This window comes from Flavicella sp. (assembly GCF_029238425.1).
Classification (GTDB): Bacteria; Bacteroidota; Bacteroidia; order Flavobacteriales; family Flavobacteriaceae; genus Flavicella.
Genome location: NZ_JAQWGB010000101.1, coordinates 36478 through 57576, shown reverse-complemented (window position 1 = coordinate 57576; position 21099 = coordinate 36478). Strand labels below are relative to the sequence as shown.

Below are 21099 nucleotides of genomic sequence, written 5' to 3'. Positions count from 1 at the left end.
ATCCTTTTTTTTGAGTTTATCGTTGTAGATTTTTAAATGTAACTTGTTGGTATACAGTGTTTAGGGGTTTTAAATGTGCGCTTGAATAACGTAGTGTATTGTAGAAAAAAATAAAAAAATAATTAGGCAGTATTATATTTGCTTAGGAAATCAAATTAGGATTGAAACGTATTCCTTTTAGGAGGATATAAAAAATTATAAAATGGCATTAAATAAACACAGTAGTAGATTAACACAAGACGAGTCTCAACCAGCTTCTCAAGCGATGTTATATGCGGTAGGTTTAACAGATGAAGACATGAAAAAACCTCAAATCGGTATTGCAAGTACGGGTTATGATGGAAACCCATGTAATATGCATTTGAATACATTGGCTGCAGAAATCAAGAAAGAAGCAAATAAAAATGAGCAGGTCGGATTGGTTTTTAATACTATTGGTGTGAGTGATGGAATTTCAATGGGAACTTCTGGAATGAACTATTCATTAGCTTCTAGAGATATCATTGCAGATTCTATGGAGACAGTTGTAAACGCTCAGAGTTATGACGGTCTTATTGGTGTTGTTGGATGTGATAAAAATATGCCAGGTGCTATTATTGCAATGTTGCGTTTGAACCGTCCATCTATCATGGTTTACGGTGGAACAATTCGTTCTGGTAATCACAAAGGAAAAAAATTAAACATCGTATCTGCTTTTGAGGCATTAGGTCAAAAAGTAGCGGGTGAAATTGATGATAAAGAATACAGAGAGATTATCAAAGCATCTATTCCTGGAGCAGGAGCTTGTGGTGGTATGTATACTGCAAACACAATGGCTTCGTCTATTGAATGTATGGGAATGGCGTTGCCTTATAACTCTTCAATTCCAGCTGAGAATCCTAATAAATTATCAGAATCTGAGCGTACTGCTCAGGCAATGAAAAATTTATTGGAGTTGGATTTAAAGCCAAAGGATATTGTAACAAAAAAATCTATTGAAAACGCGATCGCTATTGTAAATGCATTAGGAGGTTCAACAAATGCGGTATTACACTATTTAGCAATTGCATATGCTGCTGATGTTGAGTTTACATTAGAAGACTTCCAAAGAGTTTCTGATAGAACTCCATTGATTGCAGATTTAAAACCTTCTGGAAAATACTTGATGGAAGATGTTCATGGTGTTGGTGGAACTCCAGCAATTATGAAATATTTATTAGAAAAAGGATTTTTACATGGTGACTGTATGACTATTACAGGAAAAACATTGGCTGAGAATTTAGCAGATGTTGAAGCGATGGAATTTGAAGATCAAGATGTTGTTTTTCCAACGGATAAAGCATTGAAGTCTTCAGGAAACTTACAGATTTTATATGGTAACCTTGCTGAAGAAGGAGCTGTTGCTAAAATTTCTGGAAATGAAGGATTGGTATTTGAAGGAAAAGCTGTTGTTTATGACGGTGAACAAGCTGCAAATACTGGTATTTCTAATGGAGAAGTAGAAAGAGGGGACGTCGTCGTTATCCGTTATGTAGGACCTAAAGGAGGACCTGGTATGCCGGAAATGTTAAAGCCGACTTCTTTGATTATGGGAGCTGGTTTAGGAAAATCTGTTGCTTTGATTACGGATGGAAGATTCTCTGGTGGTACACATGGTTTTGTTGTTGGGCACATAACGCCAGAAGCGCAAGATGGTGGATTGATCGGATTGGTTGAGACTGGAGACAAAATCTTAATTAGTGCAGAGGACAATTCTATCACGTTGAAAGTTTCTGAAGAGGAGATTGCAAAACGTAAAGAAAACTGGGTACAACCAGCATTAAAACATAACAAAGGAATTTTATTTAAATACGCAAAATCAGTTGCTACTGCATCTGAAGGTTGTGTTACAGATAAATACTAATTCCTAAAAACATTTTCAATTGTTCGCAATTGATATATTAAATTTTCGAATATGGGAAATTCAACAAATAATAAGTCAACTGAAAGAATTATAGGTGCTGAGGCAGTTGTAAGAGCTCTTTTGGAGGAAGGTGCAGATTTAGCTTATGGTTATCCGGGAGGGGCAATTATGCCAATCTATGATGAGTTATATAAGTACCAAGATAAACTACAGCATGTATTAACACGTCATGAGCAAGGTGCAATTCATGCTGCTCAAGGATTTGCAAGAGTTTCTGGTAAAGTAGGTGTCTGTTTGGCAACTTCGGGTCCTGGGGCTACAAACCTTATTACAGGAATTGCTGATGCACAAATTGATTCTACACCTTTAGTATGTATTACAGGGCAAGTAGCATCTCATTTGTTAGGTACAGATGCGTTTCAAGAGACAGATGTAATTAGTATTTCTGCTCCTGTAACAAAGTGGAATATCCAAGTGACAAAATCTCAAGATATTCCTGCTGCCATTGCAAAAGCATTTTTTATAGCTAGATCAGGGAGACCAGGTCCAGTTTTAATTGATATTACTAAAGATGCGCAATTAGGTGAATTGGATTACTCTTATGAGAAATGTTCTGCAGTAAGAAGTTATAAGCCTGTTCCTGAAACAAATATTGAAAAGGTAAAAGAAGCTGCTGAGTTGATGAATGCGGCTAAAAAACCATTTATTGTTTTTGGTCAAGGAGTTATTTTAGGAGAGGCTGAAGCTGAACTAAAAGCTTTGATTGAGAAAGGTGGAATTCCTTCTGCATGGACAGTATTAGGTTTGTCGGCTTTGCCAACTGAGCACCCATTGAATGTTGGGATGGTTGGAATGCATGGACATTATGGACCGAATAAACTGACAAACGAATGTGATTTGTTAATTGCGATTGGGATGCGTTTTGATGACCGTGTAACAGGTACGTTAGATACGTATGCGAAACAAGCAAAAGTGATTCATTTTGATATTGATCCTGCTGAGATTGATAAAAATGTAAAAACGGATGTTGCCGTAATTGGTAATTCAAAAGATACTTTAGCAAAAATATTACCTTTTATCAATGAGACGAAGCATGAAGCTTGGCACAATGAATTTAAGGAATATAGAAAAATAGAAGACGAGGCGGTTATCATTCCACAGTTAGAACCAACCAAAGAAGGTTTGACTATGGGTGAGGTAATCAACCAAGTAAATAAAGAAACAAACGGAGACGCAGTAATTGTTTCTGATGTAGGTCAGCATCAAATGTTTACAGTACGTTATGCTGATTTCACAACAACTAGAAGTAATGTAACTTCAGGTGGTTTAGGAACAATGGGATTTGCATTGCCAGCAGCTATTGGTGCTAAAATGGGAGCTCCAGAAAGAGAAGTAGTGGCCTATATTGGAGACGGTGGTTATCAAATGACTTGTCAAGAATTAGGTACTATTTTACAAACCGGTGCTGCAGTTAAGATCGTTGTTTTGAACAATGAGTTCTTAGGGATGGTACGTCAGTGGCAACAATTGTTTTTCGACAAGCGTTATGCTTCAACAGTAATGACGAATCCTGATTTTATCAAGCTTGCAGAGGCTTATGATATCAAAGCAACAAAAGTTGTAAAACGTGAGGATTTGGCCGGTGCTGTGAAAGAAATGATTGCTTCAAAAGAATCGTATTTCTTAGAAGTAATGATTGAGAAGGAAGACAATGTTTTCCCGATGGTACCTACAGGAGCAAGTGTTTCAGATGTAAGATTAAAATAAAAGAAAATGGAAAAACAATTATTTACAATTTCTGTTTACACAGAAAATAATCCAGGGTTATTAAATAGAATTGCAACTATTTTCTTGAAAAGACACATCAACATTGAAAGTTTGAATGTTTCCAGGTCTGAAATTGAAAATGTACATCGTTTTACGATTGTTGCAAGAATGACAGAAGTTGCTGTAAAGAAACTTGTAGGTCAGATAGAAAAACAAATTGAAGTAATTAAGGCCTATTATCATACAGATGATGAAATCATTTTTCATGAGACTGCCTTGTATAAAATTGCTTCCAATTTATTATTTGATAAAAGAGAGATTCAGAATATTATCAAAAATAGTCATGCAAGTATTGTAACGGTAAACCCGGACTTTTTTGTAATAGAAAAAACAGGATTTAGAAAAGAAACGGAAGCTTTGTATGATGAATTAGCTCCTTATGGAATCATGCAATTCGTTAGGACGGGTAGAATTTCTGTGTCAAAAACAGAAATGAAAATCTCTGAACAATTGAAAAATCTATAATTTTTTAACAAGAGATCTGTTTCTTATTATATGAGATAGGTTTTTTTAGAGATAATTATAAGATTATTAAGATATAAGCAAAGGTTTTTATATTTTTGCAATCGCAATAAAAATTAATAGCATAGCTAATAAGTTATTACCGTGTAAAAACAGGTAATCGATTAGTTTTAAATAAATTAACAAACAAAAGAAAAATGGCAAATTATTTTAACACACTTTCTTTACGTGAGCAATTGGAACAATTGGGACAATGTGAGTTCATGGATAGATCAGAATTTGACGGAGGTGTAGAAGCATTGAAAGGTAAAAAGATCGTTATTATTGGATGTGGAGCTCAAGGGTTGAACCAAGGGTTGAACATGAAAGATTCAGGATTGGATATTTCTTACACTTTAAGACCAGCTGCAATTGCTGAAAAAAGACAGTCTTATATCAATGCAACTGAAAATGGATTTGCAGTTGGAACATACGAAGAGATGATTCCTGCGGCTGATTTGTTAATCAACTTAACTCCAGATAAGCAACACACAGCTGTTGTAACTGCTGTGATGCCATTGCTGAAAAAAGGAGCTACTTTATCTTACTCTCATGGATTCAACATTGTTGAAGAAGGAATGCAAGTAAGAGAGGATATCACTGTAATCATGGTTGCACCTAAGTCACCAGGTTCAGAGGTAAGAGAAGAGTTCAAAAGAGGATTTGGAGTACCTACGTTGATCGCAGTACACCCAGAGAATGATCCAGAAGGAAAAGGATGGGATTACGCTAAAGCGTATGCTGTTGGTACAGGTGGTCATACTGCTGGAGTATTAAATTCTTCTTTCGTTGCTGAGGTGAAGTCTGATTTAATGGGAGAGCAAACAATTCTTTGTGGATTGTTACAAACAGGATCTATCTTGTGTTTCGATAAAATGGTTGCTGAAGGAATTGATGCTGGATATGCTTCTAAATTAATTCAATACGGATGGGAAACTATCACGGAAGGGATGAAGTATGGTGGAATCACAAACATGATGGACAGATTGTCTAACCCAGCTAAAATTGCTGCGTTTAAAGCTTCTGAAGATTTAAAAGACTTAATGCGTCCGTTATTCCAAAAGCATATGGATGATATCATTTCTGGTCACTTCTCTAAAACAATGATGGAAGACTGGGCTAATGATGATAAAAACTTATTAACTTGGAGAGCTGCTACTGGAGAAACGAACTTTGAGAAAACTCCTGCAGGTGATGTTGAGATTTCTGAGCAAGAGTACTATGATAATGGTACTTTAATGGTTGCTATGGTAAAAGCTGGTGTTGAGTTGGCTTTTGAGGCGATGACTGAGTCTGGAATCATTGATGAGTCTGCTTACTACGAGTCTTTACATGAAACTCCTTTAATTGCTAATACAATTGCAAGAAAGAAATTATATGAAATGAATAGCGTAATTTCTGATACTGCAGAGTACGGATGTTACTTATTTGATCATGCTGCGAAGCCATTGATTGCTGAGTACGTTAAAAATGCTCCATTGAATTTAATTGGAAAGCCTTTTAACGATGGTGATAACGGTGTAGATAATAAAGAACTTATTGAAGTGAACGCTGCTATTAGAGAGCATGGTGTTGAGGAAATTGGTGAGTACTTAAGAGAGTCTATGACTGCAATGAAAAAAATCGTATAATTAGATACAATTTATATTCAAAGCCTGATAGACGAAAGTTTATCAGGCTTTTTTTTACTAATCAAGGGAAAGATGTCAGTTCGAGTGATTTTAGAAGTGAAACGTAGAAAATAGTATCGAGAACAATTCATAAAATAATAAACAATGATCCCAATAGAAAGCGTACTAAAGGCTCAAAAAAATATAAAGAATATAGTTCAAGTTACTCCTTTGGATGTAATGGAGAATTACTCTAAAAAATATGAAGCTTCTATTTCCTTTAAAAGAGAGGATCTTCAGGTGGTTCGTTCATATAAAATTAGAGGAGCATACAATAGAATTGTAAATTTATCTAAAGAAGATTTGGTCAATGGTGTGGTCTGTGCTAGTGCAGGAAATCATGCACAGGGAGTTGCTTTGGCTTGTCAGAAGTTAAAGGTGAAAGGAGTGATTTTTATGCCTACTACAACTCCAAATCAAAAAATTGGTCAGGTTAGGATGTTTGGACAATCCTTTGTGGAGATAGTGTTAGAAGGGGATACCTATGATGCTAGTTATGCTGCTGCTTCAGTCTATTGCAAGGAGCATAGTGCTACCTTTGTGCATCCTTTTGATGATGAAGATGTCATGGCTGGGCAAGGGACAGTAGGCTTGGAGTTGGTAGATCAGTCTCAAGAAACGATAGATTATTTGTTTTTACCAGTTGGAGGAGGAGGACTGGCTGCAGGGGTTTCGAGTGTTTTTAAAATATTAAGTCCGACTACCAAAATTATTGGTATTGAGCCTGAAGGGGCACCGTCTTTTAATGTTTCATTGGAAAAAGGAGAGAATACTACTTTAGATCATGTAGAGAAGTTTATTGATGGAGCTGCAGTAAAGAGGATGGGGGAGACAACCTTTGAGATTTGTAAAGAACTAGTGTATAAAGCAAATGTTGTTTCAGAGGGAGCAGTGTGTTCTACTATTTTAAAAGTGTATAATGAAAATGCCTTGGTTGTTGAACCGGCAGGAGCTCTTTCTATAGCTGCTTTGGATTTGTATAAAGAGGAAATCAAGGGAAAGAATGTTGTCTGTATTGTAAGTGGAGGTAATAATGATATTACGAGGATGGAGGAGATGAAGGAGCGTTCTTTGTTGTTCGAAGGGTTGAAGCATTATTTTATCATACGTTTCCCACAACGTGCAGGTGCATTAAAGGAGTTTGTTGTAGAGGTGCTTGGGCCCAATGATGATATAGCCTATTTTGAATATACTAAAAAGAATAATAGAGATAAAGGTCCTGCAGTGGTGGGAATAGAGTTGAAAAGCAAAGACGATTTTGAGCCGTTACTTATAAGAATGAAAGAAAAAGGTTTTTTAGGAGAGTATTTGAATGAGAGTCCTGAGCTATTTCAGTTTTTGGTGTAGAAATTAACGAGTAGGTTTTAGAGTATTTTTAAGATGTAAAGTACTGATGAGTTAATGACAAGCATCCCAAATTGGATCTTTGGGAGTAGGTGCAATAATTTCTATGGGTTCTTTTTTTACAGGATGCATAAAGTTTATTTTTCTAGCATGTAAATGGATGCCAGCATCTTTATTGCTTCTGTTAAATCCGTATTTTAAATCTCCTTTTATCGGGCAGTTGATATTTGCCAATTGACTTCTAATTTGATGATGTCTACCGGTTTCCAGATCAATTTCAAGCAAGTGATAGTTATCTAGGCTTTTGATGATTTTATAGTGTAATACAGCTCGTTTCGTGTCTTTTGTTTCTTTGTTAAAAACCGTTGCTTTATTATTCTTTGGGTTTTTTCTTAAATAATTGACAAGCGTATCGGCAGGTTTTGAGGGTTTGTTTTTTACAACTGCCCAGTAAGTTTTGTCAATGGTTTTGTCTCGAAGCATTTTATTTAGTCGTTCCAAGGCTTTCGAGGTTTTAGCGAAAATGACAATTCCAGTAGTGGGTCTGTCTAAACGATGAACAACCCCTAAATAAACGTTTCCTGGTTTGTTGTATTTCTTCTTTATGTATTCTTTTAAAATATCACTTAAGGGTGCGTCTCCTGTTTTGTCACCTTGCACTAGGTCACCCGTTTTTTTGTTGACAACAATGATGTGGTTGTCTTCAAATAGGATCTCTATGTTGTTTGAATTGGATCTCAAAAGAATTTTTTAGATGTTTGTTATGATTCTTTCAGTTGTAAATTAACCTTGTCAATAAATTCTAAAACCGAGTCTCTACCTTCTTTTGAAGTGGATGAGGTAACAAAGTAATCTGGAAAAATATCCCAAGAGTCTTCTAGTAATTTTGCTTTGTAGGTTTCAATATTACGTTTTAACACTGTTGGTGTTAATTTATCAGCTTTGGTGAAAATGATGCAAAATGGAATCTGACTTTCTCCTAAGAACTGCATGAAATCCATGTCGATTCTTTGAGGCTCATGTCTTGAGTCAATCAATACAAAAGAACAAATTAACTGTTCTCTTTGCAGAAAATAATTTTTAATAAAAGACTGAAACGTTCTTTTGGTTTTTTTTGAAACTCTTGCGTATCCATATCCAGGTAAATCTACTAAAAACCAACTTTCGTTTATTTTAAAATGATTGATCAATTGAGTTTTACCAGGAGTACCCGATGTTTTGGCAAGTTTTCTTTGGCCTGTTAGCATATTGATCAAAGAGGATTTACCTACATTAGATCTACCAATAAAAGCATATTCTGGAATACGTTCTTTTGGGCATTTGCTTACATCAGAATTACTAATTTCAAAAGAAGCCGTTTTGATTTTCATGGGATGCTTATAAAAAACAAACACAAATTTTTTTAAAAATTTGTGTTTGTTTATGAGTTATTAAAGATTGTGCTTTATGAGCCAATCATGAACGATTTTATTAAATTGATCAGGGTGCTCAGTCATTGGAGCGTGACCACATTTGTCGATCCAAAATAATTCAGAATTTGGCATTAATTTGTCAAAATCATGCGCAACTTCCGGTGGTGTAACTGTATCTTGTTTTCCCCATACCAAACATGTTTCCATTTTCATATCAGGCAAGTCGTTTGCCATATTATGACGGATAGCACTCTTCGCAAGAGATAAAATTCTTAAAACACTTCCTCTATCATTTACAACTTCAAATAAGTCGTCTACCATAGCTTCAGTAGCTGTAGCTGGATCGTAGAATACCATTTCTACTTTCTTTCTTACATATACTCGGTCACCTCGTTTTGGGTAACTATCTCCCATCGCACTTTCGTATAAACCAGAACTTCCAGTAAGGACTAAGTTACTAACAAGCTCAGGGTAATGCTTTGTAATGTATAATGCAATATGTCCACCTAAAGAGTTTCCAACTAAAATGGGTCTTTCTAGATTTTTATGCTCAATAAATCTCTTTATAAAAAGTGAAAAATGTTTCACATTTGTTTTTATCAACGGTAAGCTATAAATAGGTAACTCAGGTACAAGAACCTTATATCCTTTGTCTGCAAAATATTCAAGAATACCATCAAACATACTAGCTGTTCCCATTAAACCGTGTAGGAGAATGATGGCTTTTCCTTCGCCAGCTTCTTTGTAAGTGAATTCCCCTTCTGTAATAATATTGTCGATCATTTATAATCTTTTTTACGATTGACAAATGTACTCTTTTTTTTACAAAAAAACATTCATTCAATATTTCTACTTTTTTTTGCGAATTCCATTTTTAAGCACCACGATATGAGATAAGTATGCAAAGTGGGAGAAAATAACAGAACTTATTAACAAAGTGGAGGATTGTGGGAAATTGTGGTAAATAATTCTTACTTTTGAATTCTATAATCTCAGATCTCAAGACTTGGAAAGTATCGTAGGAACATATGAATGTAAGGCAGACTCTAAGGGGAGGATGCTTTTGCCATCTGCATTAAAGAAGCAGTTGGATCCTGTTTTGCATGAAGGTTTTGTGTTGAAAAGATCGGTTTTTCAGCCTTGTTTAGAATTGTATCCTATGAAGGAGTGGAATGCTGTGATGGCTCAGATGAATGGATTGAATCGTTTTGTGAAAAAGAATAATGATTTTATTCGTCGTTTTACTGCTGGGGTTAAAAAGATTGAATTAGATGCAACGGGAAGGTTGTTGATTCCAAAAGATTTATTGACTTTTTCAGGGGTTACCAAAGAGGTGGTGATGTCTTCGGCAATTTCGATTATTGAAATTTGGGATAAAGATAAATATGAGCAAGCCATTGATGAGGCGGCTGTTGATTTTGCGGAGTTGGCAGAGGATGTGATGGGAACGATAAATAATGAAGGAGATGGAAGGATATCATAATCCAGTTTTATTGAAAGAAAGCGTAGATGCATTGGCAATCAAGCCAGATGGTGTTTATGTGGATGTTACTTTCGGTGGTGGAGGTCATTCAAGAGAGATATTAAGTCGTTTAGGAGAAAATGGGAAGTTATTTGCTTTTGATCAGGATCCAGATGCGCAAAGAAATATTATTGATGATGAGCGCTTTGTTTTGATTCAAGAGAATTTTAGATATATATCTAGGTTTCTTCGTTTTTATGGAGTGACTAAAGTGGATGGGATTCTTGGTGATTTAGGTGTTTCATCGCATCAGTTTAATGAAGCCGAACGTGGTTTTTCAACTCGTTTTGATGCTGAGTTAGATATGAGAATGAACAAGTCAGATGAGTTATCTGCTTATACAATTGTGAATACGTATACAGAAGAGCAATTGAGTAATGTGTTGTTTCAATATGGTGAGTTGCGAAATGCTAGAGCGTTGGCAGCGAAAATAGTGGAGCAAAGAGAAGAAGAAAAGATTGTAACTAGTTTTAGGTTGAAAGAAGTTTTACAGCAGTTTTTACCTAAAGCAAAAGAACATAAAATATTAGCACAGATTTTTCAAGCGTTTCGAATTGAGGTCAATCAAGAATTGGAAGTTTTGAAAGAATTTTTGCTACAGACCCCTAAGTTGTTGGAGGTGAATGGTAGGTTAAGTGTAATTTCTTACCATTCGCTAGAAGACAGATTGGTAAAGCGTTTTATTAAAAACGGTTTGTTTGAAGGGGAGCCAGAAAAAGATTTTTATGGAAATATAGATGTTCCTTTAAAAAATGTTGGGAAAATGATTGTTCCTACTCGCGAAGAGATTAAGATTAACAACAGAGCAAGAAGTGCAAAGCTTCGTATTGCTACCTTGAAAAAAAAGAAGTAAGATGAAGATTTACGACGTTTTAAAAGGTGGGTTTTTAGTTGATGAAGGTGCTTTTAAAAACTGGAGAATCATCGTCTTTGTTGTGTTTCTCTTATTATTCATGATTACAAGTTCTCATAATGCTGATCGGAAAGTAATGGAAATTGCCAGTATGAATAAGGAAATGAAAAAATTGAAATCCTTGTATATAGATTCCGGAACATATTTGACAAGGATGAAGATGGAATCCTCGGTAAGAGAGAAATTAAAAGAGAGAGGCTTGGCGTCTCCAAAAACACCGCCAATAAAAATCAAAGTAACAGCAAAATCTAACTAAAGTGAGTACGGAACAAAAAGGCATATTAAGTAGACTATCTATAGTAGTTGTCTTGATGACTCTTTTTTTGTTGGTGATTTTTATTAAAATAGCTCGTATTCAGTATCTTGAGGGTGATAAGTATCGAGATATGTCCGCCCATAGGACTATCAGAAAAGATACTATTTTTTACAATAGAGGAAATGTTGTTTCGGCTAGAGGGAGTTTATTGGCAACCTCAATGTCAAAATATGATATCCGAATGGATGTTGTTACTGTGAAAGATGAAGTTTTTGAGAAAAACATTCACGGTTTGTCTGAAGCGATGTCGGAAATGTTTGGGAAATCCACTTCTTATTATCAATCTTATTTTAGAAAAGCGAGAAGAACTAGAAATAGGTATTTGTTTGTTGCTAGGAATCTTGGATATATGGACTATTTAAAAGTAAAGAGTTTTCCGATTTTTAGATTGGGTCTTTATAAAGGTGGTTTCATTACGGAACAAAGAACAGTTCGCGAGCATCCTATCGGGAAAATAGCGGAGCGTACCATTGGTTATGATGATTATCGTGGCGAAGTAGGTATCGAAGGTGCGTATACGGATTATTTAGAAGGAAGTTTGGGGTGGCGTATGAAACAGAAAATCGCCAAAAATCAATGGAAACCTATCAATGATAATAATGAGGTAGAGCCTAAGGATGGGAGTGATGTGATTACCACTATTGATATCAATGTTCAGGATATTGCTCATCATGCTTTGTTAGAACAGCTGGAAAAGTTTGAGGCAGATCATGGTTGTGTAATTGTGATGGAGACCAAGACTGGTTCTGTAAAAGCGATTGCAAATTTAGGGAGGACTTCAAAAGGTAAGTATTACGAAAAAAGGAATTATGCCGTTTGGGAATCGCATGAACCGGGTTCAACATTTAAAGTTGCCAGTTTGTTGATTGCTTTAGAGGATAAAGTTATTGATACGAGTACAGTTGTCGATACTGAAAAAGGACGCATCTATATCCATAGAAAAAAAGTTGAAGATTCTCATAGAGGTGGGTATGGTGAGATTTCTGCTAGTAGGGTAATTGAGGTTTCTTCTAATGTTGGAATAGTGAAATTGATTCAGAAGCATTATAAAAAAGATCCGCAAAAATTTGTAGATGCGGTTCATGAAATTGGTCTTGGGTCAAAAATTGGACTAGAGATTAAAGGTGAAGGTGCTCCCTATATTCCTTCTCCTAAAGATAAAAAACGTTGGAATGGTATTTCTCTAGAGTGGATGGCTTGGGGCTATGGTATATCATTAACGCCATTGCAAACATTAACTTTTTATAATGCTATTGCAAATGATGGGGTTATGGTGAAGCCTAGGTTTGTAAGTGCTCTTAGGACAGAAGGGAAGGTGGATAAGGTGTTTGAGCCAAAAGTGATCAACCCTAGTATCGCTTCTATGGAGACGGTAAAGAAATTAAGAAGGGTGTTGGAAAAAGTTGTTGAGCAAGGGACTGCTACAAATATTTATACACCAAACTTTTCGATGGCTGGTAAAACAGGAACAGCAAAAAAATATGTTCCATCTTATACTGATGCCAGCGGTAAATATCATTCGGGGGGGTATTCTAATAAAGAATATACTGCTTCATTTGCAGGTTTTTTTCCTGCTGAAGCTCCAAAATATTCTTGTATCGTAGTGGTGCATAATCCAGATAAAAAGAAAGGGTATTATGGTGCTACTGTTGCGGCTCCGGTTTTCAAAAAAATTGCGCAAAAGATGTATGCTTCTGCTCCTATAAAAAAAGAAGTAGAGAATAAAACGCCAGAGATTGAAGAGTTGGGGGTTGATTCAGAATCGTATTATGCATTGTTGCAGAAAGATTTGAAAATCATGCCTGATGTTAGAGGTATGGCGGGAATGGATGCTGTTTCAGTTCTTGAGAATTTAGGAATGAAGGTTGTTTTTGAAGGTGTTGGAAAGGTAAAGAGTCAGTCAATTAGAAAAGGGAAGAAACTTGTAAAAGGGTCTACAATAATTTTGAAATTAAGCTAAATGAAGATATTGAGCGAAATACTTGATGGAGTTGCTGTTTTGGATCAGATTGGTGTTGCAGATGTGTCTGTTGTGGCTATAGTTTTTGATTCTAGAAAAATAGTGGCTGACGCTCTTTTTGTAGCTCAAAAAGGAACTGCTTTTGATGGTCATTTGTTTATTGGAAAAGCGATTGATCTTGGAGCTACTGTTATAGTTTGTCAAGAGTTACCAAACGAATTAATGGACGGAGTAACTTATGTGAAAGTAGTCAATAGTGATGTTGCATTAGCACACCTAGCTTCTAATTTTTATGATAACCCGTCTTCGAAATTAAAATTAGTTGGTATAACCGGTACCAATGGTAAAACTACAGTTGCAACTTTGTTATATGACTTATTTCAAAAAGCGGGTTTAAAAGCTGGTTTGCTTTCTACGGTAAAAATAAAAATTGGATCAGAATCTTTTGATGCAACACATACGACACCAGATTCGGTAACTATAAATAGTTATTTAAGCAAGATGTTGGATGCGGGTGTGACCCATTGTTTTATGGAGGTGAGTTCTCATGGGATTCATCAATGTAGAACGGAAGGCCTGCAGTTTGATGGAGGAGTTTTTACAAATTTATCGCATGATCATTTGGATTATCATAAAACATTTGCTGAGTATAGAGATGTGAAAAAGAAATTTTTTGATGATTTATCTAAAGATGCTTTTGCTCTAACTAATGCCGATGATAAGAATGGGAATATTCTTTTACAGAACACAAAGGCTAAAAAAATAAGTTATGCTCTAAAATCTATGGCTGATTATAAAGCTAGGGTTTTGGAGAAAAGCTTTTCTGGAATGTTATTACAGGTTCAGAATAGTGAAGTGTGGGTGCAGTTGATTGGAGAGTTTAATGTGTCTAATCTTTTGGCGATATATGGAGTTGCTGTAGAGTTGGGAATGGAACACGATTCAGTTTTGTTGTTGATGAGTCAGCTTGAAAGTGTTAACGGAAGGTTCCAATATGCCATTTCTAAAACAGGAATTGTAACCATTGTGGATTATGCACATACCCCTGATGCCTTGAAAAATGTTTTAGGGACTATTGAAGGGATTCGTTCTACAAAAGAAAATTTGATTTCTGTCGTAGGTTGTGGGGGTGATAGAGATACCTCGAAAAGAAGTAAAATGGGAAATATCGCTGCAGCTATGAGTGATCAAGTCGTGTTTACATCTGATAACCCTAGGTTTGAAGATCCACAATCAATTATTGATCAAATAGAGGAGGGTGTTTCTAAAGAAGATGATAAAAAAGTGCTTTCTATTTTAGATAGAAAACAAGCTATCAAAACGGCTTTGAAATTGGCAAGTCAGGGTGATATTGTTTTGGTCGCTGGAAAAGGACATGAAGATTACCAAGATGTTCAAGGAGTGAAACATCACTTCGATGATAAAGAGATTATAAAAGAAATATTAATAGCATTAGAAAAATAAAAAAATAACCACATGCTGTATTACTTATTTGATTACCTAAAAGCAAACTACGATTTAATTGGAGCCGGTGTGTTCCAGTATATTTCGTTTAGGGCTTCAATGGCGTTTATTTTTTCAATGTTGCTTTCTACGATTTATGGGAAGCGAATGATTAATTTTTTAAGAAAAAAACAGATTGGAGAGTCTGTTCGTGATCTTGGATTAGAAGGGCAAGTGCAAAAGGCTGGTACTCCAACGATGGGAGGTCTTATCATTATTTTTGCCACCTTGATTCCAGTGCTGTTGTTTGCAAAGGTTGATAATATTTATATCATTATTCTATTGGTAACGACACTTTGGATGGGGTCTATTGGTTTTTTGGATGATTATATTAAAGTGTTCAAAAAAGATAAAGAGGGTCTAAAAGGAAAATTTAAGGTTTTAGGGCAAGTAGGATTAGGAGTTATTGTTGGTGGAATGTTGTTTTTTAATCCAAACGTGACTATGAAAGAAAAGTTACCTGCGGCAGAAATTCAAATGGTTACTGATAGTGGAATTCCAAAAGTGTTTGGAGAGGAAACAAAAGCAATTAAAACGACACTTCCTTTCTTAAAAAATAATGAGCTTGATTATTCTGTGGTTACAGAATGGATGGGAGATACTTCTAAAAAATGGGGTTGGCTGATATTTATTCCTATTGTGATTTTTATCGTAACAGCAGTTTCAAATGGTGCTAATTTAACCGATGGGATTGACGGTTTAGCGGCAGGTACTTCGGTGATTATAGTCCTTACTTTGGGGGTTTTTGCTTGGGTTTCTGGAAATATCATTTTTGCTAATTATTTGGATGTTATGTATATCCCTCATTCCGGTGAGATGGTGGTGTTTATCAGTGCTTTCTCTGGAGGATTAGTAGGGTTTTTATGGTACAATACCTATCCAGCACAAGTTTTTATGGGGGATACAGGGAGTTTAACGATAGGAGCAATTATAGCAGTAATTGCAGTAGCAACGCGTAAAGAATTATTGATTCCGGTATTGGCTGGAATCTTTTTTATAGAGAATTTCTCCGTGGTTTTGCAGGTTGGATATTTTAAATATACACGTAAGAAATATGGTGAGGGTAGAAGGATTTTTAAGATGGCGCCTTTGCATCATCATTATCAAAAGTCTGGTTACCATGAGTCGAAAATAGTAGCACGTTTTATCATTATTGGTTTGTTGTTGGCGGTAGTAACTGTTGTGACATTGAAATTAAGATAGGTATAGAAAAAGCATGAAAAGAATAGTTGTACTTGGTGGAGGAGAGAGTGGTGTTGGAACTGCTGTGCTGGCTAAAGAAAAAGGCTATGACGTTTTTGTTTCTGATAGAGGAGTTATAAAAGACAACTACAAAGAAGTTCTTGCTAAATATGAGATAGGATATGAGTCAGGTGCTCATACGCTGGATAAGATAGAAAATGCAGATGTTGTCATGAAAAGTCCAGGGATTCCAGATACGGTTCCTTTGGTTGTAAGTCTGAGAGAAAAAGGAATTTCTGTTATTTCTGAAATAGAATTTGCCGCTCAGTTTACGGAGGCTACTTTGATCGGTATAACTGGTTCAAATGGAAAGACGACCACAACAATGATGTTGCATCATATATTGAAAAAAGCTGGCTTGAATTGCGGAATGGCTGGTAATATCGGCGATAGTTTTGCTTTGCAAGTGGCTGCTGAAAATTATGACAGTTATGTGTTAGAGTTGAGTAGTTTTCAGTTAGATGGAATCGTTGATTTTGCACCACATATTGCGGTAATAACAAATATCTCTCCAGATCATTTGGATAGATATGATTATAAATACGAGAACTATATCGCATCAAAGTTCTTGATTACAAAAAATCAAACAGAAAAGGATTATTTGATTTATGATGCGGATGATATTGAAATAATAAAATGGCTTGAGGGTCATGAAGTAAAAGCGCAGTTGGTGCCATTTTCATTGAGTGAAAATAAAGGGGTACCCGGAGCGTATGTTTACGATAATAAAATACAAACAGAACTAAACAAAGAAATTTTAACAATGGATATTTCTAAACTAGCAACGAAAGGAAAACATAATACGAAAAATGCGATGGCATCATCATTGGCAGCACAAATGATGAAGGCGCGTAAACAAGTAATCAAAGAGAGCTTGGAGGATTTTGAAGGAGCAGAGCATCGTCTTGAAAAAGTCTTAAAAATAAATGGGGTTCAATATATAAATGACTCCAAAGCTACGAATGTAAATGCAACATTTTACGCTTTGGAGTGTATGGAGGCTCCTACGGTGTGGATTGTTGGAGGTGTTGATAAAGGGAATGATTATTTAGATTTGATGCCGTTGGTAAGAGAGAAAGTAAAAGCAATCATATGTTTAGGTGTGGATAATGCAAAAATTATGCAAACATTTGACGGAATGGTTGATTTGTTGATTGAAACGACCAGTGCAGAAGAGGCTGTGAAAATGGCCTACAAATTAGGGTCAAAAGGAGATAATGTGTTGTTGTCACCAGCTTGTGCTAGTTTTGATTTGTTTGAGAGTTATGAAGATAGAGGAAGGCAGTTTAAAAATGCTGTAAGACACTTGTAAAATAGATATAGAATGATCCAAAGTTTATTCAAACATCTTCAGGGAGATAGAGTCATCTGGGCCTTAGTGGCTATGTTGGCAATATTTTCGTTTATGCCAGTTTATAGTGCTAGTACAAACTTGGTGTATGTTGTTGGGAATGGATCAACATTTGGACACTTGATCAAGCATGCTGCACTTCTTTTGATGGGGTTTGCAATCATGTTTGGAGTGCATAAAATACCCTATAGGTATTTTAGCGGAGGTTCTGTTTTATTGTATCCTGTGGTTATTGCGCTGCTTGTTTTTACGCTTTCACAAGGGAAAACAATTGGAGGAGCCAATGCGAGTAGATGGATTCGGGTTCCTATAGTTGGAGTTGGTTTTCAGACTTCTACCTTGGCGGCGTTGGTTTTGATGGTGTATGTTGCTAGGTATATTTCGAGAAATAGAAATAAGGCGATTGTTTTTAAGGAAAGTTTGTTACAACTATGGTTTCCAGTAGGATTAGCCTTGGTGTTGATATTACCAGCAAACTTCTCCACTACGGCAATAATATTTTTTGTGATTTTGATCTTAGTGTATCTGGGTGGATATCCCGTGAAGTATATACTATTTATATTAGGTATGGGGATTGCTGCGCTGAGTGTTTTTATTTTGATAGCCAAAGCTTTTCCAGATGCTATGCCAAACAGGGTAAATACTTGGCAAAGTAGAATTGAAAGTTTTTCTGATCCAAACGAGACAGAAGGTTATCAAGTAGAAAAAGCGAAAATAGCTATAGCTACTGGTGGTGTAGGAGGAAGAGGTCCGGGTAAAAGTGTTCAGAAGAATTTTTTGCCACAATCTTCATCAGATTTTATTTATGCTATTATTATAGAAGAGTATGGCTTGATTGGAGGATTGGTCATATTGGTGTTTTATTTTCTGTTGTTGATGAGGATTTTGATTGCGGCAAAGAAAGCTGGAACCGTTTTTGGAACCATGTTGGTGATCTCTATTGGGATTCCAATTATTTTCCAAGCGATGACTAATATGGCGGTAGCAACAAATTTATTGCCCGTAACGGGTCAGACGTTACCGTTGATTAGTAGTGGTGGAACGTCTATTTGGATGACCTGTTTTGGGTTAGGAATAATATTAAGTGTTTCTTCAGCGAATGAGGTAACAGAAGAGCAGTTAGAAGAGGAGAATGAAGATCCTTTGTCGATACTGCATGAAACAATACATGATTAAAAAATAAAAAAATGAAAGTATTAATCAGTGGTGGGGGTACTGGAGGTCATATTTATCCCGCGATTGCAATTGCAAATGAAATAAAAAAGCGATACCCGTCGGCTGAATTTTTATTTGTAGGTGCACAAGATCGTATGGAGATGGAAAAGGTTCCGAGCGCTGGTTATAAAATAAAAGGTTTGTGGATTTCTGGAATACAAAGAAAATTAACAGTAGATAATTTGTCCTTTCCGTTAAAGTTGTTAAGCAGTGTTTGGAAATCTAAAAAAATAGTCAAAGAGTTTCAGCCAGATGTTGTGGTTGGGACAGGAGGTTTTGCTAGTGGTCCAGTTTTGTATGTAGCATCGAATAAAAACATACCTTCTTTGATTCAGGAACAAAATTCATACCCAGGGATTACAAATAAATTATTGTCTAAAAAGGCAAATTCTATTTGTGTGGCCTATGATGGTTTGGATCGGTTTTTTCCAAAAGAAAAAATAACAAAAACAGGAAACCCAGTCCGTCAAAATTTATTGACAGTAGATTCCAAACGAGATGCAGGGATTGATTTTTTCAATCTAGATCCGAATAAAAAAACCTTGTTGGTGATTGGTGGAAGTTTAGGGGCTCGTGCCGTAAATAAATTGATTGCTGAATCGTTGGAGTTTTTGGATGAAAGTGGAGTTCAGATTATTTGGCAAACGGGTAAGTTTTATATCGATGAGTATAAAAAATACAATGCGAAAGATGGAGTTCAGACACATGCGTTTTTGGCAGAGATGGATTTGGCATATGCAGCGGCAGATTTTATCATCAGTCGTGCAGGAGCAAGTTCTATTTCGGAGTTATGTATCGTAGGGAAGCCTACGGTTTTTATTCCGTCTCCTAATGTATCAGAGGATCATCAAACAAAAAATGCTTTGGCCTTGGTTCATGAAAATGCGGCATTGATGATAAAGGAATCTAATATTTCCTCTTTTGAAACTGTTTTTGAGGAGTTGATAAAAGATGAAGAGTTGCAGAAAAGGTTAACAGAGAATATCAAATCTTTGGCGTTGCCAAATGCAACAGAGACCATAGTGAATGAGCTTGAAAGAATTATTGAGTTAAAAAAGAATTGAATTGAATTTAGAAAAAATACATAGGGTTTATTTTATAGGAATTGGCGGGATTGGAATGTCTGCTATTGCTAGGTATTTTTGTGCAAATGGAAAGCAAGTGGCCGGTTATGATAAGGTGCCAACAGAGATAACAGATGCTTTGGTTGAAATAGGTGCTGAAATCCATTTTGATGATTCTTTAGAGTTGATTCCTGATGTGTTTAAGGAAAGTGCTGGAACTTTGATTGTATATACTCCAGCAGTACCAAAAGACCATAGCGAGTTGAACTTTTTTCTAGATGCTGGTTTTACGACATTAAAACGAGCACAAGTTTTAGGAGAAATTACTAAAAACACCTTTTGTTTGGGAGTTGCAGGTACTCATGGTAAAACAACAACCTCTTCTATATTAGGTCATATTATGAAAGCTACGGGTACGGGGGCTACATCATTTTTAGGCGGAATAACAGAAAATTATAGCTCTAATTTGATCCTAGGATCAGATAAAGTGTCTGTGGTAGAGGCAGACGAATTTGATCGTTCTTTTTTACAGTTGTCTCCGAATTTAGCCTGTGTGACTTCAATGGATGCAGATCATTTGGATATCTATGGTGAAAAGGAAGTGTTGGAAAATTCATTCAGAGAATTTACAGAAAAAGTTACCGACCGTTTGATTGTGTGCAAAGGATTGCCTTTGGAAGGGTTGACTTATGCTGTGGGAGAAGAAGCGGATTATCAGATATCAGATATTAAAGTTGAAAATGGAGCTTACAGTTTTACCATAAAAACACCTGTTTCGATGCAAGAAAATATTGAGTTTTCATTGCCAGGAAGACATAATTTATCAAATGCTTTAGCAGCAGTGGCATTGGCGGAACAATATGGTTTGCCTTTGGATGCTATCGCGGAAGCTTTGAAGAGTTTTAGAGGTGTAAAAAGAAGATTTTCGTATAAAATCAAAACAAATGACTTTGTGCTGATTGACGATTACGCGCATCATCCTACTGAAATTGACGCAGTTGCAGATGCCGTTTCTGAAATGTATCCAAATAAAAAAGTAGTAGGCGTTTTTCAGCCACATTTATATAGCAGAACGAGCGATTTTGTTGAGGAATTTGCAAAAAGTTTGGCTAGATTTGACGAGCTGTTGTTGTTGGATATTTACCCTGCAAGAGAATTGCCGATGGAAGGAGTTACTTCTGATTGGTTGTTAGGAAAAATTGAGAAAAAGGAGAAAAAAATTGTTGATAAAACTAATGTTTATAGGGAGCTGAAAAAAGCTAATGCCGATGTGGTAGTCATGATGGGTGCTGGGGATATTGGTGTTTTGATAGAGGAAGTTTCTGAACAGTTTAAATTGGAGTTGTTATAAGGTGTTTTTGTATAGTGTTGGCCTAA

At 35.9% G+C, this 21099-nt stretch carries 18 protein-coding genes; 15 read left to right on the top strand and 3 right to left on the bottom strand.

The genetic code is table 11. From position 1 onward, the window contains the following. The first annotated feature begins 202 nt into the window (after nucleotides 1–202). The 5 genes from ilvD (at nucleotide 203) to ilvA (ending at nucleotide 7227) form a co-directional block, all read left to right on the top strand. Nucleotides 203–1882 (top strand): dihydroxy-acid dehydratase, encoded by a 1680-nt coding sequence (ilvD, locus tag P8H68_RS07550; RefSeq protein WP_300323035.1) that lies wholly within the window; start codon nucleotides 203–205, stop codon nucleotides 1880–1882. A 51-nt stretch (nucleotides 1883–1933) separates the two neighbouring features. Next, nucleotides 1934–3649: a biosynthetic-type acetolactate synthase large subunit gene (ilvB, locus tag P8H68_RS07545; protein WP_300323033.1), complete on the top strand. Its 1716-nt coding sequence runs from the start codon at nucleotides 1934–1936 to the stop codon at nucleotides 3647–3649. Between the two features lie 6 nt (nucleotides 3650–3655). Further along, nucleotides 3656–4174 (top strand): acetolactate synthase small subunit, encoded by a 519-nt coding sequence (gene ilvN / locus P8H68_RS07540; protein ID WP_300323031.1) that lies wholly within the window; start codon nucleotides 3656–3658, stop codon nucleotides 4172–4174. A 194-nt stretch (nucleotides 4175–4368) separates the two neighbouring features. Next, entirely contained in the window at nucleotides 4369–5841 is a 1473-nt protein-coding gene (gene ilvC / locus P8H68_RS07535; protein ID WP_300323029.1) for a ketol-acid reductoisomerase, read from the top strand. Nucleotides 5842–5985: 144 nt separating this feature from the next. Next, nucleotides 5986–7227: a threonine ammonia-lyase IlvA gene (gene ilvA / locus P8H68_RS07530; protein WP_300323027.1), complete on the top strand. Its 1242-nt coding sequence runs from the start codon at nucleotides 5986–5988 to the stop codon at nucleotides 7225–7227. A 51-nt stretch (nucleotides 7228–7278) separates the two neighbouring features. Here ilvA and P8H68_RS07525 read toward each other — a convergent pair whose 3' ends face one another. From P8H68_RS07525 to P8H68_RS07515, 3 genes are read right to left on the bottom strand one after another with little or no spacing between them, the layout of a single operon-like run. Next, complete coding sequence (locus P8H68_RS07525) at nucleotides 7279–7965, bottom strand: RluA family pseudouridine synthase (RefSeq protein WP_300323025.1); 687 nt, start codon at nucleotides 7963–7965, stop codon at nucleotides 7279–7281. A gap of 20 nt (nucleotides 7966–7985) precedes the next feature. Then, nucleotides 7986–8594: a ribosome biogenesis GTP-binding protein YihA/YsxC gene (yihA, locus tag P8H68_RS07520; protein WP_300323023.1), complete on the bottom strand. Its 609-nt coding sequence runs from the start codon at nucleotides 8592–8594 to the stop codon at nucleotides 7986–7988. 60 nt (nucleotides 8595–8654) lie between these two features. After that, nucleotides 8655–9419 (bottom strand): alpha/beta hydrolase, encoded by a 765-nt coding sequence (locus P8H68_RS07515; protein WP_300323021.1) that lies wholly within the window; start codon nucleotides 9417–9419, stop codon nucleotides 8655–8657. A 223-nt stretch (nucleotides 9420–9642) separates the two neighbouring features. Between P8H68_RS07515 and P8H68_RS07510 the strand changes: the two genes are divergently transcribed. Genes P8H68_RS07510 through murC form a run of 10 tightly spaced genes read left to right on the top strand, consistent with a single transcriptional unit; the run spans nucleotide 9643 to nucleotide 21073 of the window. Then, nucleotides 9643–10119: a division/cell wall cluster transcriptional repressor MraZ gene (locus tag P8H68_RS07510; RefSeq protein ID WP_300323020.1), complete on the top strand. Its 477-nt coding sequence runs from the start codon at nucleotides 9643–9645 to the stop codon at nucleotides 10117–10119. After that, nucleotides 10103–11011 carry a 16S rRNA (cytosine(1402)-N(4))-methyltransferase RsmH gene (rsmH, locus tag P8H68_RS07505; protein ID WP_300323018.1) on the top strand — a complete coding sequence of 303 codons (909 nt, stop codon included), beginning with the start codon at nucleotides 10103–10105 and terminating at the stop codon, nucleotides 11009–11011. The genes P8H68_RS07510 and rsmH overlap by 17 nt, the downstream gene beginning before the upstream one ends. A 1-nt stretch (nucleotide 11012) precedes the next feature. Continuing rightward, a complete protein-coding gene (locus tag P8H68_RS07500; RefSeq protein ID WP_300323015.1) occupies nucleotides 11013–11327 on the top strand; it encodes an FtsL-like putative cell division protein in 315 nt (104 codons plus the stop codon). Between the two features lie 55 nt (nucleotides 11328–11382). Next, the gene (locus tag P8H68_RS07495) at nucleotides 11383–13347 is read left to right on the top strand and encodes a penicillin-binding protein (protein ID WP_300323052.1); all 1965 of its coding nucleotides are present in this window, start codon (nucleotides 11383–11385) and stop codon (nucleotides 13345–13347) included. After that, nucleotides 13348–14811 (top strand): UDP-N-acetylmuramoyl-L-alanyl-D-glutamate--2,6-diaminopimelate ligase, encoded by a 1464-nt coding sequence (locus P8H68_RS07490; protein WP_300323013.1) that lies wholly within the window; start codon nucleotides 13348–13350, stop codon nucleotides 14809–14811. 12 nt (nucleotides 14812–14823) lie between these two features. Beyond that, nucleotides 14824–16053 carry a phospho-N-acetylmuramoyl-pentapeptide-transferase gene (mraY, locus tag P8H68_RS07485; protein WP_300323011.1) on the top strand — a complete coding sequence of 410 codons (1230 nt, stop codon included), beginning with the start codon at nucleotides 14824–14826 and terminating at the stop codon, nucleotides 16051–16053. Nucleotides 16054–16066: 13 nt separating this feature from the next. After that, complete coding sequence (murD, locus tag P8H68_RS07480; protein WP_300323009.1) at nucleotides 16067–17404, top strand: UDP-N-acetylmuramoyl-L-alanine--D-glutamate ligase; 1338 nt, start codon at nucleotides 16067–16069, stop codon at nucleotides 17402–17404. A gap of 15 nt (nucleotides 17405–17419) precedes the next feature. Further along, nucleotides 17420–18619: an FtsW/RodA/SpoVE family cell cycle protein gene (locus P8H68_RS07475; RefSeq protein WP_300323050.1), complete on the top strand. Its 1200-nt coding sequence runs from the start codon at nucleotides 17420–17422 to the stop codon at nucleotides 18617–18619. 11 nt (nucleotides 18620–18630) lie between these two features. Then, nucleotides 18631–19722, top strand: coding sequence for an undecaprenyldiphospho-muramoylpentapeptide beta-N-acetylglucosaminyltransferase (gene murG, locus P8H68_RS07470; protein WP_300323007.1), 1092 nt, complete (start codon nucleotides 18631–18633; stop codon nucleotides 19720–19722). A gap of 1 nt (nucleotide 19723) precedes the next feature. Beyond that, complete coding sequence (gene murC / locus P8H68_RS07465; protein ID WP_300323005.1) at nucleotides 19724–21073, top strand: UDP-N-acetylmuramate--L-alanine ligase; 1350 nt, start codon at nucleotides 19724–19726, stop codon at nucleotides 21071–21073. The last annotated feature ends 26 nt before the right edge of the window (nucleotides 21074–21099 follow it).

Coding starts and splice junctions, on each gene's coding strand:
- ilvC (WP_300323029.1), top strand. CDS start 4,369: ATGGCAAATTATTTTAACACACTTTCTTTACGTGAGCAATTGGAACAA.
- ilvA (WP_300323027.1), top strand. CDS start 5,986: ATGATCCCAATAGAAAGCGTACTAAAGGCTCAAAAAAATATAAAGAAT.
- rsmH (WP_300323018.1), top strand. CDS start 10,103: ATGGAAGGATATCATAATCCAGTTTTATTGAAAGAAAGCGTAGATGCA.
- murG (WP_300323007.1), top strand. CDS start 18,631: ATGAAAGTATTAATCAGTGGTGGGGGTACTGGAGGTCATATTTATCCC.
- P8H68_RS07495 (WP_300323052.1), top strand. CDS start 11,383: ATGACTCTTTTTTTGTTGGTGATTTTTATTAAAATAGCTCGTATTCAG.
- mraY (WP_300323011.1), top strand. CDS start 14,824: ATGCTGTATTACTTATTTGATTACCTAAAAGCAAACTACGATTTAATT.
- P8H68_RS07500 (WP_300323015.1), top strand. CDS start 11,013: ATGAAGATTTACGACGTTTTAAAAGGTGGGTTTTTAGTTGATGAAGGT.
- ilvD (WP_300323035.1), top strand. CDS start 203: ATGGCATTAAATAAACACAGTAGTAGATTAACACAAGACGAGTCTCAA.
- ilvB (WP_300323033.1), top strand. CDS start 1,934: ATGGGAAATTCAACAAATAATAAGTCAACTGAAAGAATTATAGGTGCT.
- P8H68_RS07490 (WP_300323013.1), top strand. CDS start 13,348: ATGAAGATATTGAGCGAAATACTTGATGGAGTTGCTGTTTTGGATCAG.
- P8H68_RS07515 (WP_300323021.1), bottom strand. CDS start 9,419: ATGATCGACAATATTATTACAGAAGGGGAATTCACTTACAAAGAAGCT.
- ilvN (WP_300323031.1), top strand. CDS start 3,656: ATGGAAAAACAATTATTTACAATTTCTGTTTACACAGAAAATAATCCA.
- murD (WP_300323009.1), top strand. CDS start 16,067: ATGAAAAGAATAGTTGTACTTGGTGGAGGAGAGAGTGGTGTTGGAACT.
- yihA (WP_300323023.1), bottom strand. CDS start 8,594: ATGAAAATCAAAACGGCTTCTTTTGAAATTAGTAATTCTGATGTAAGC.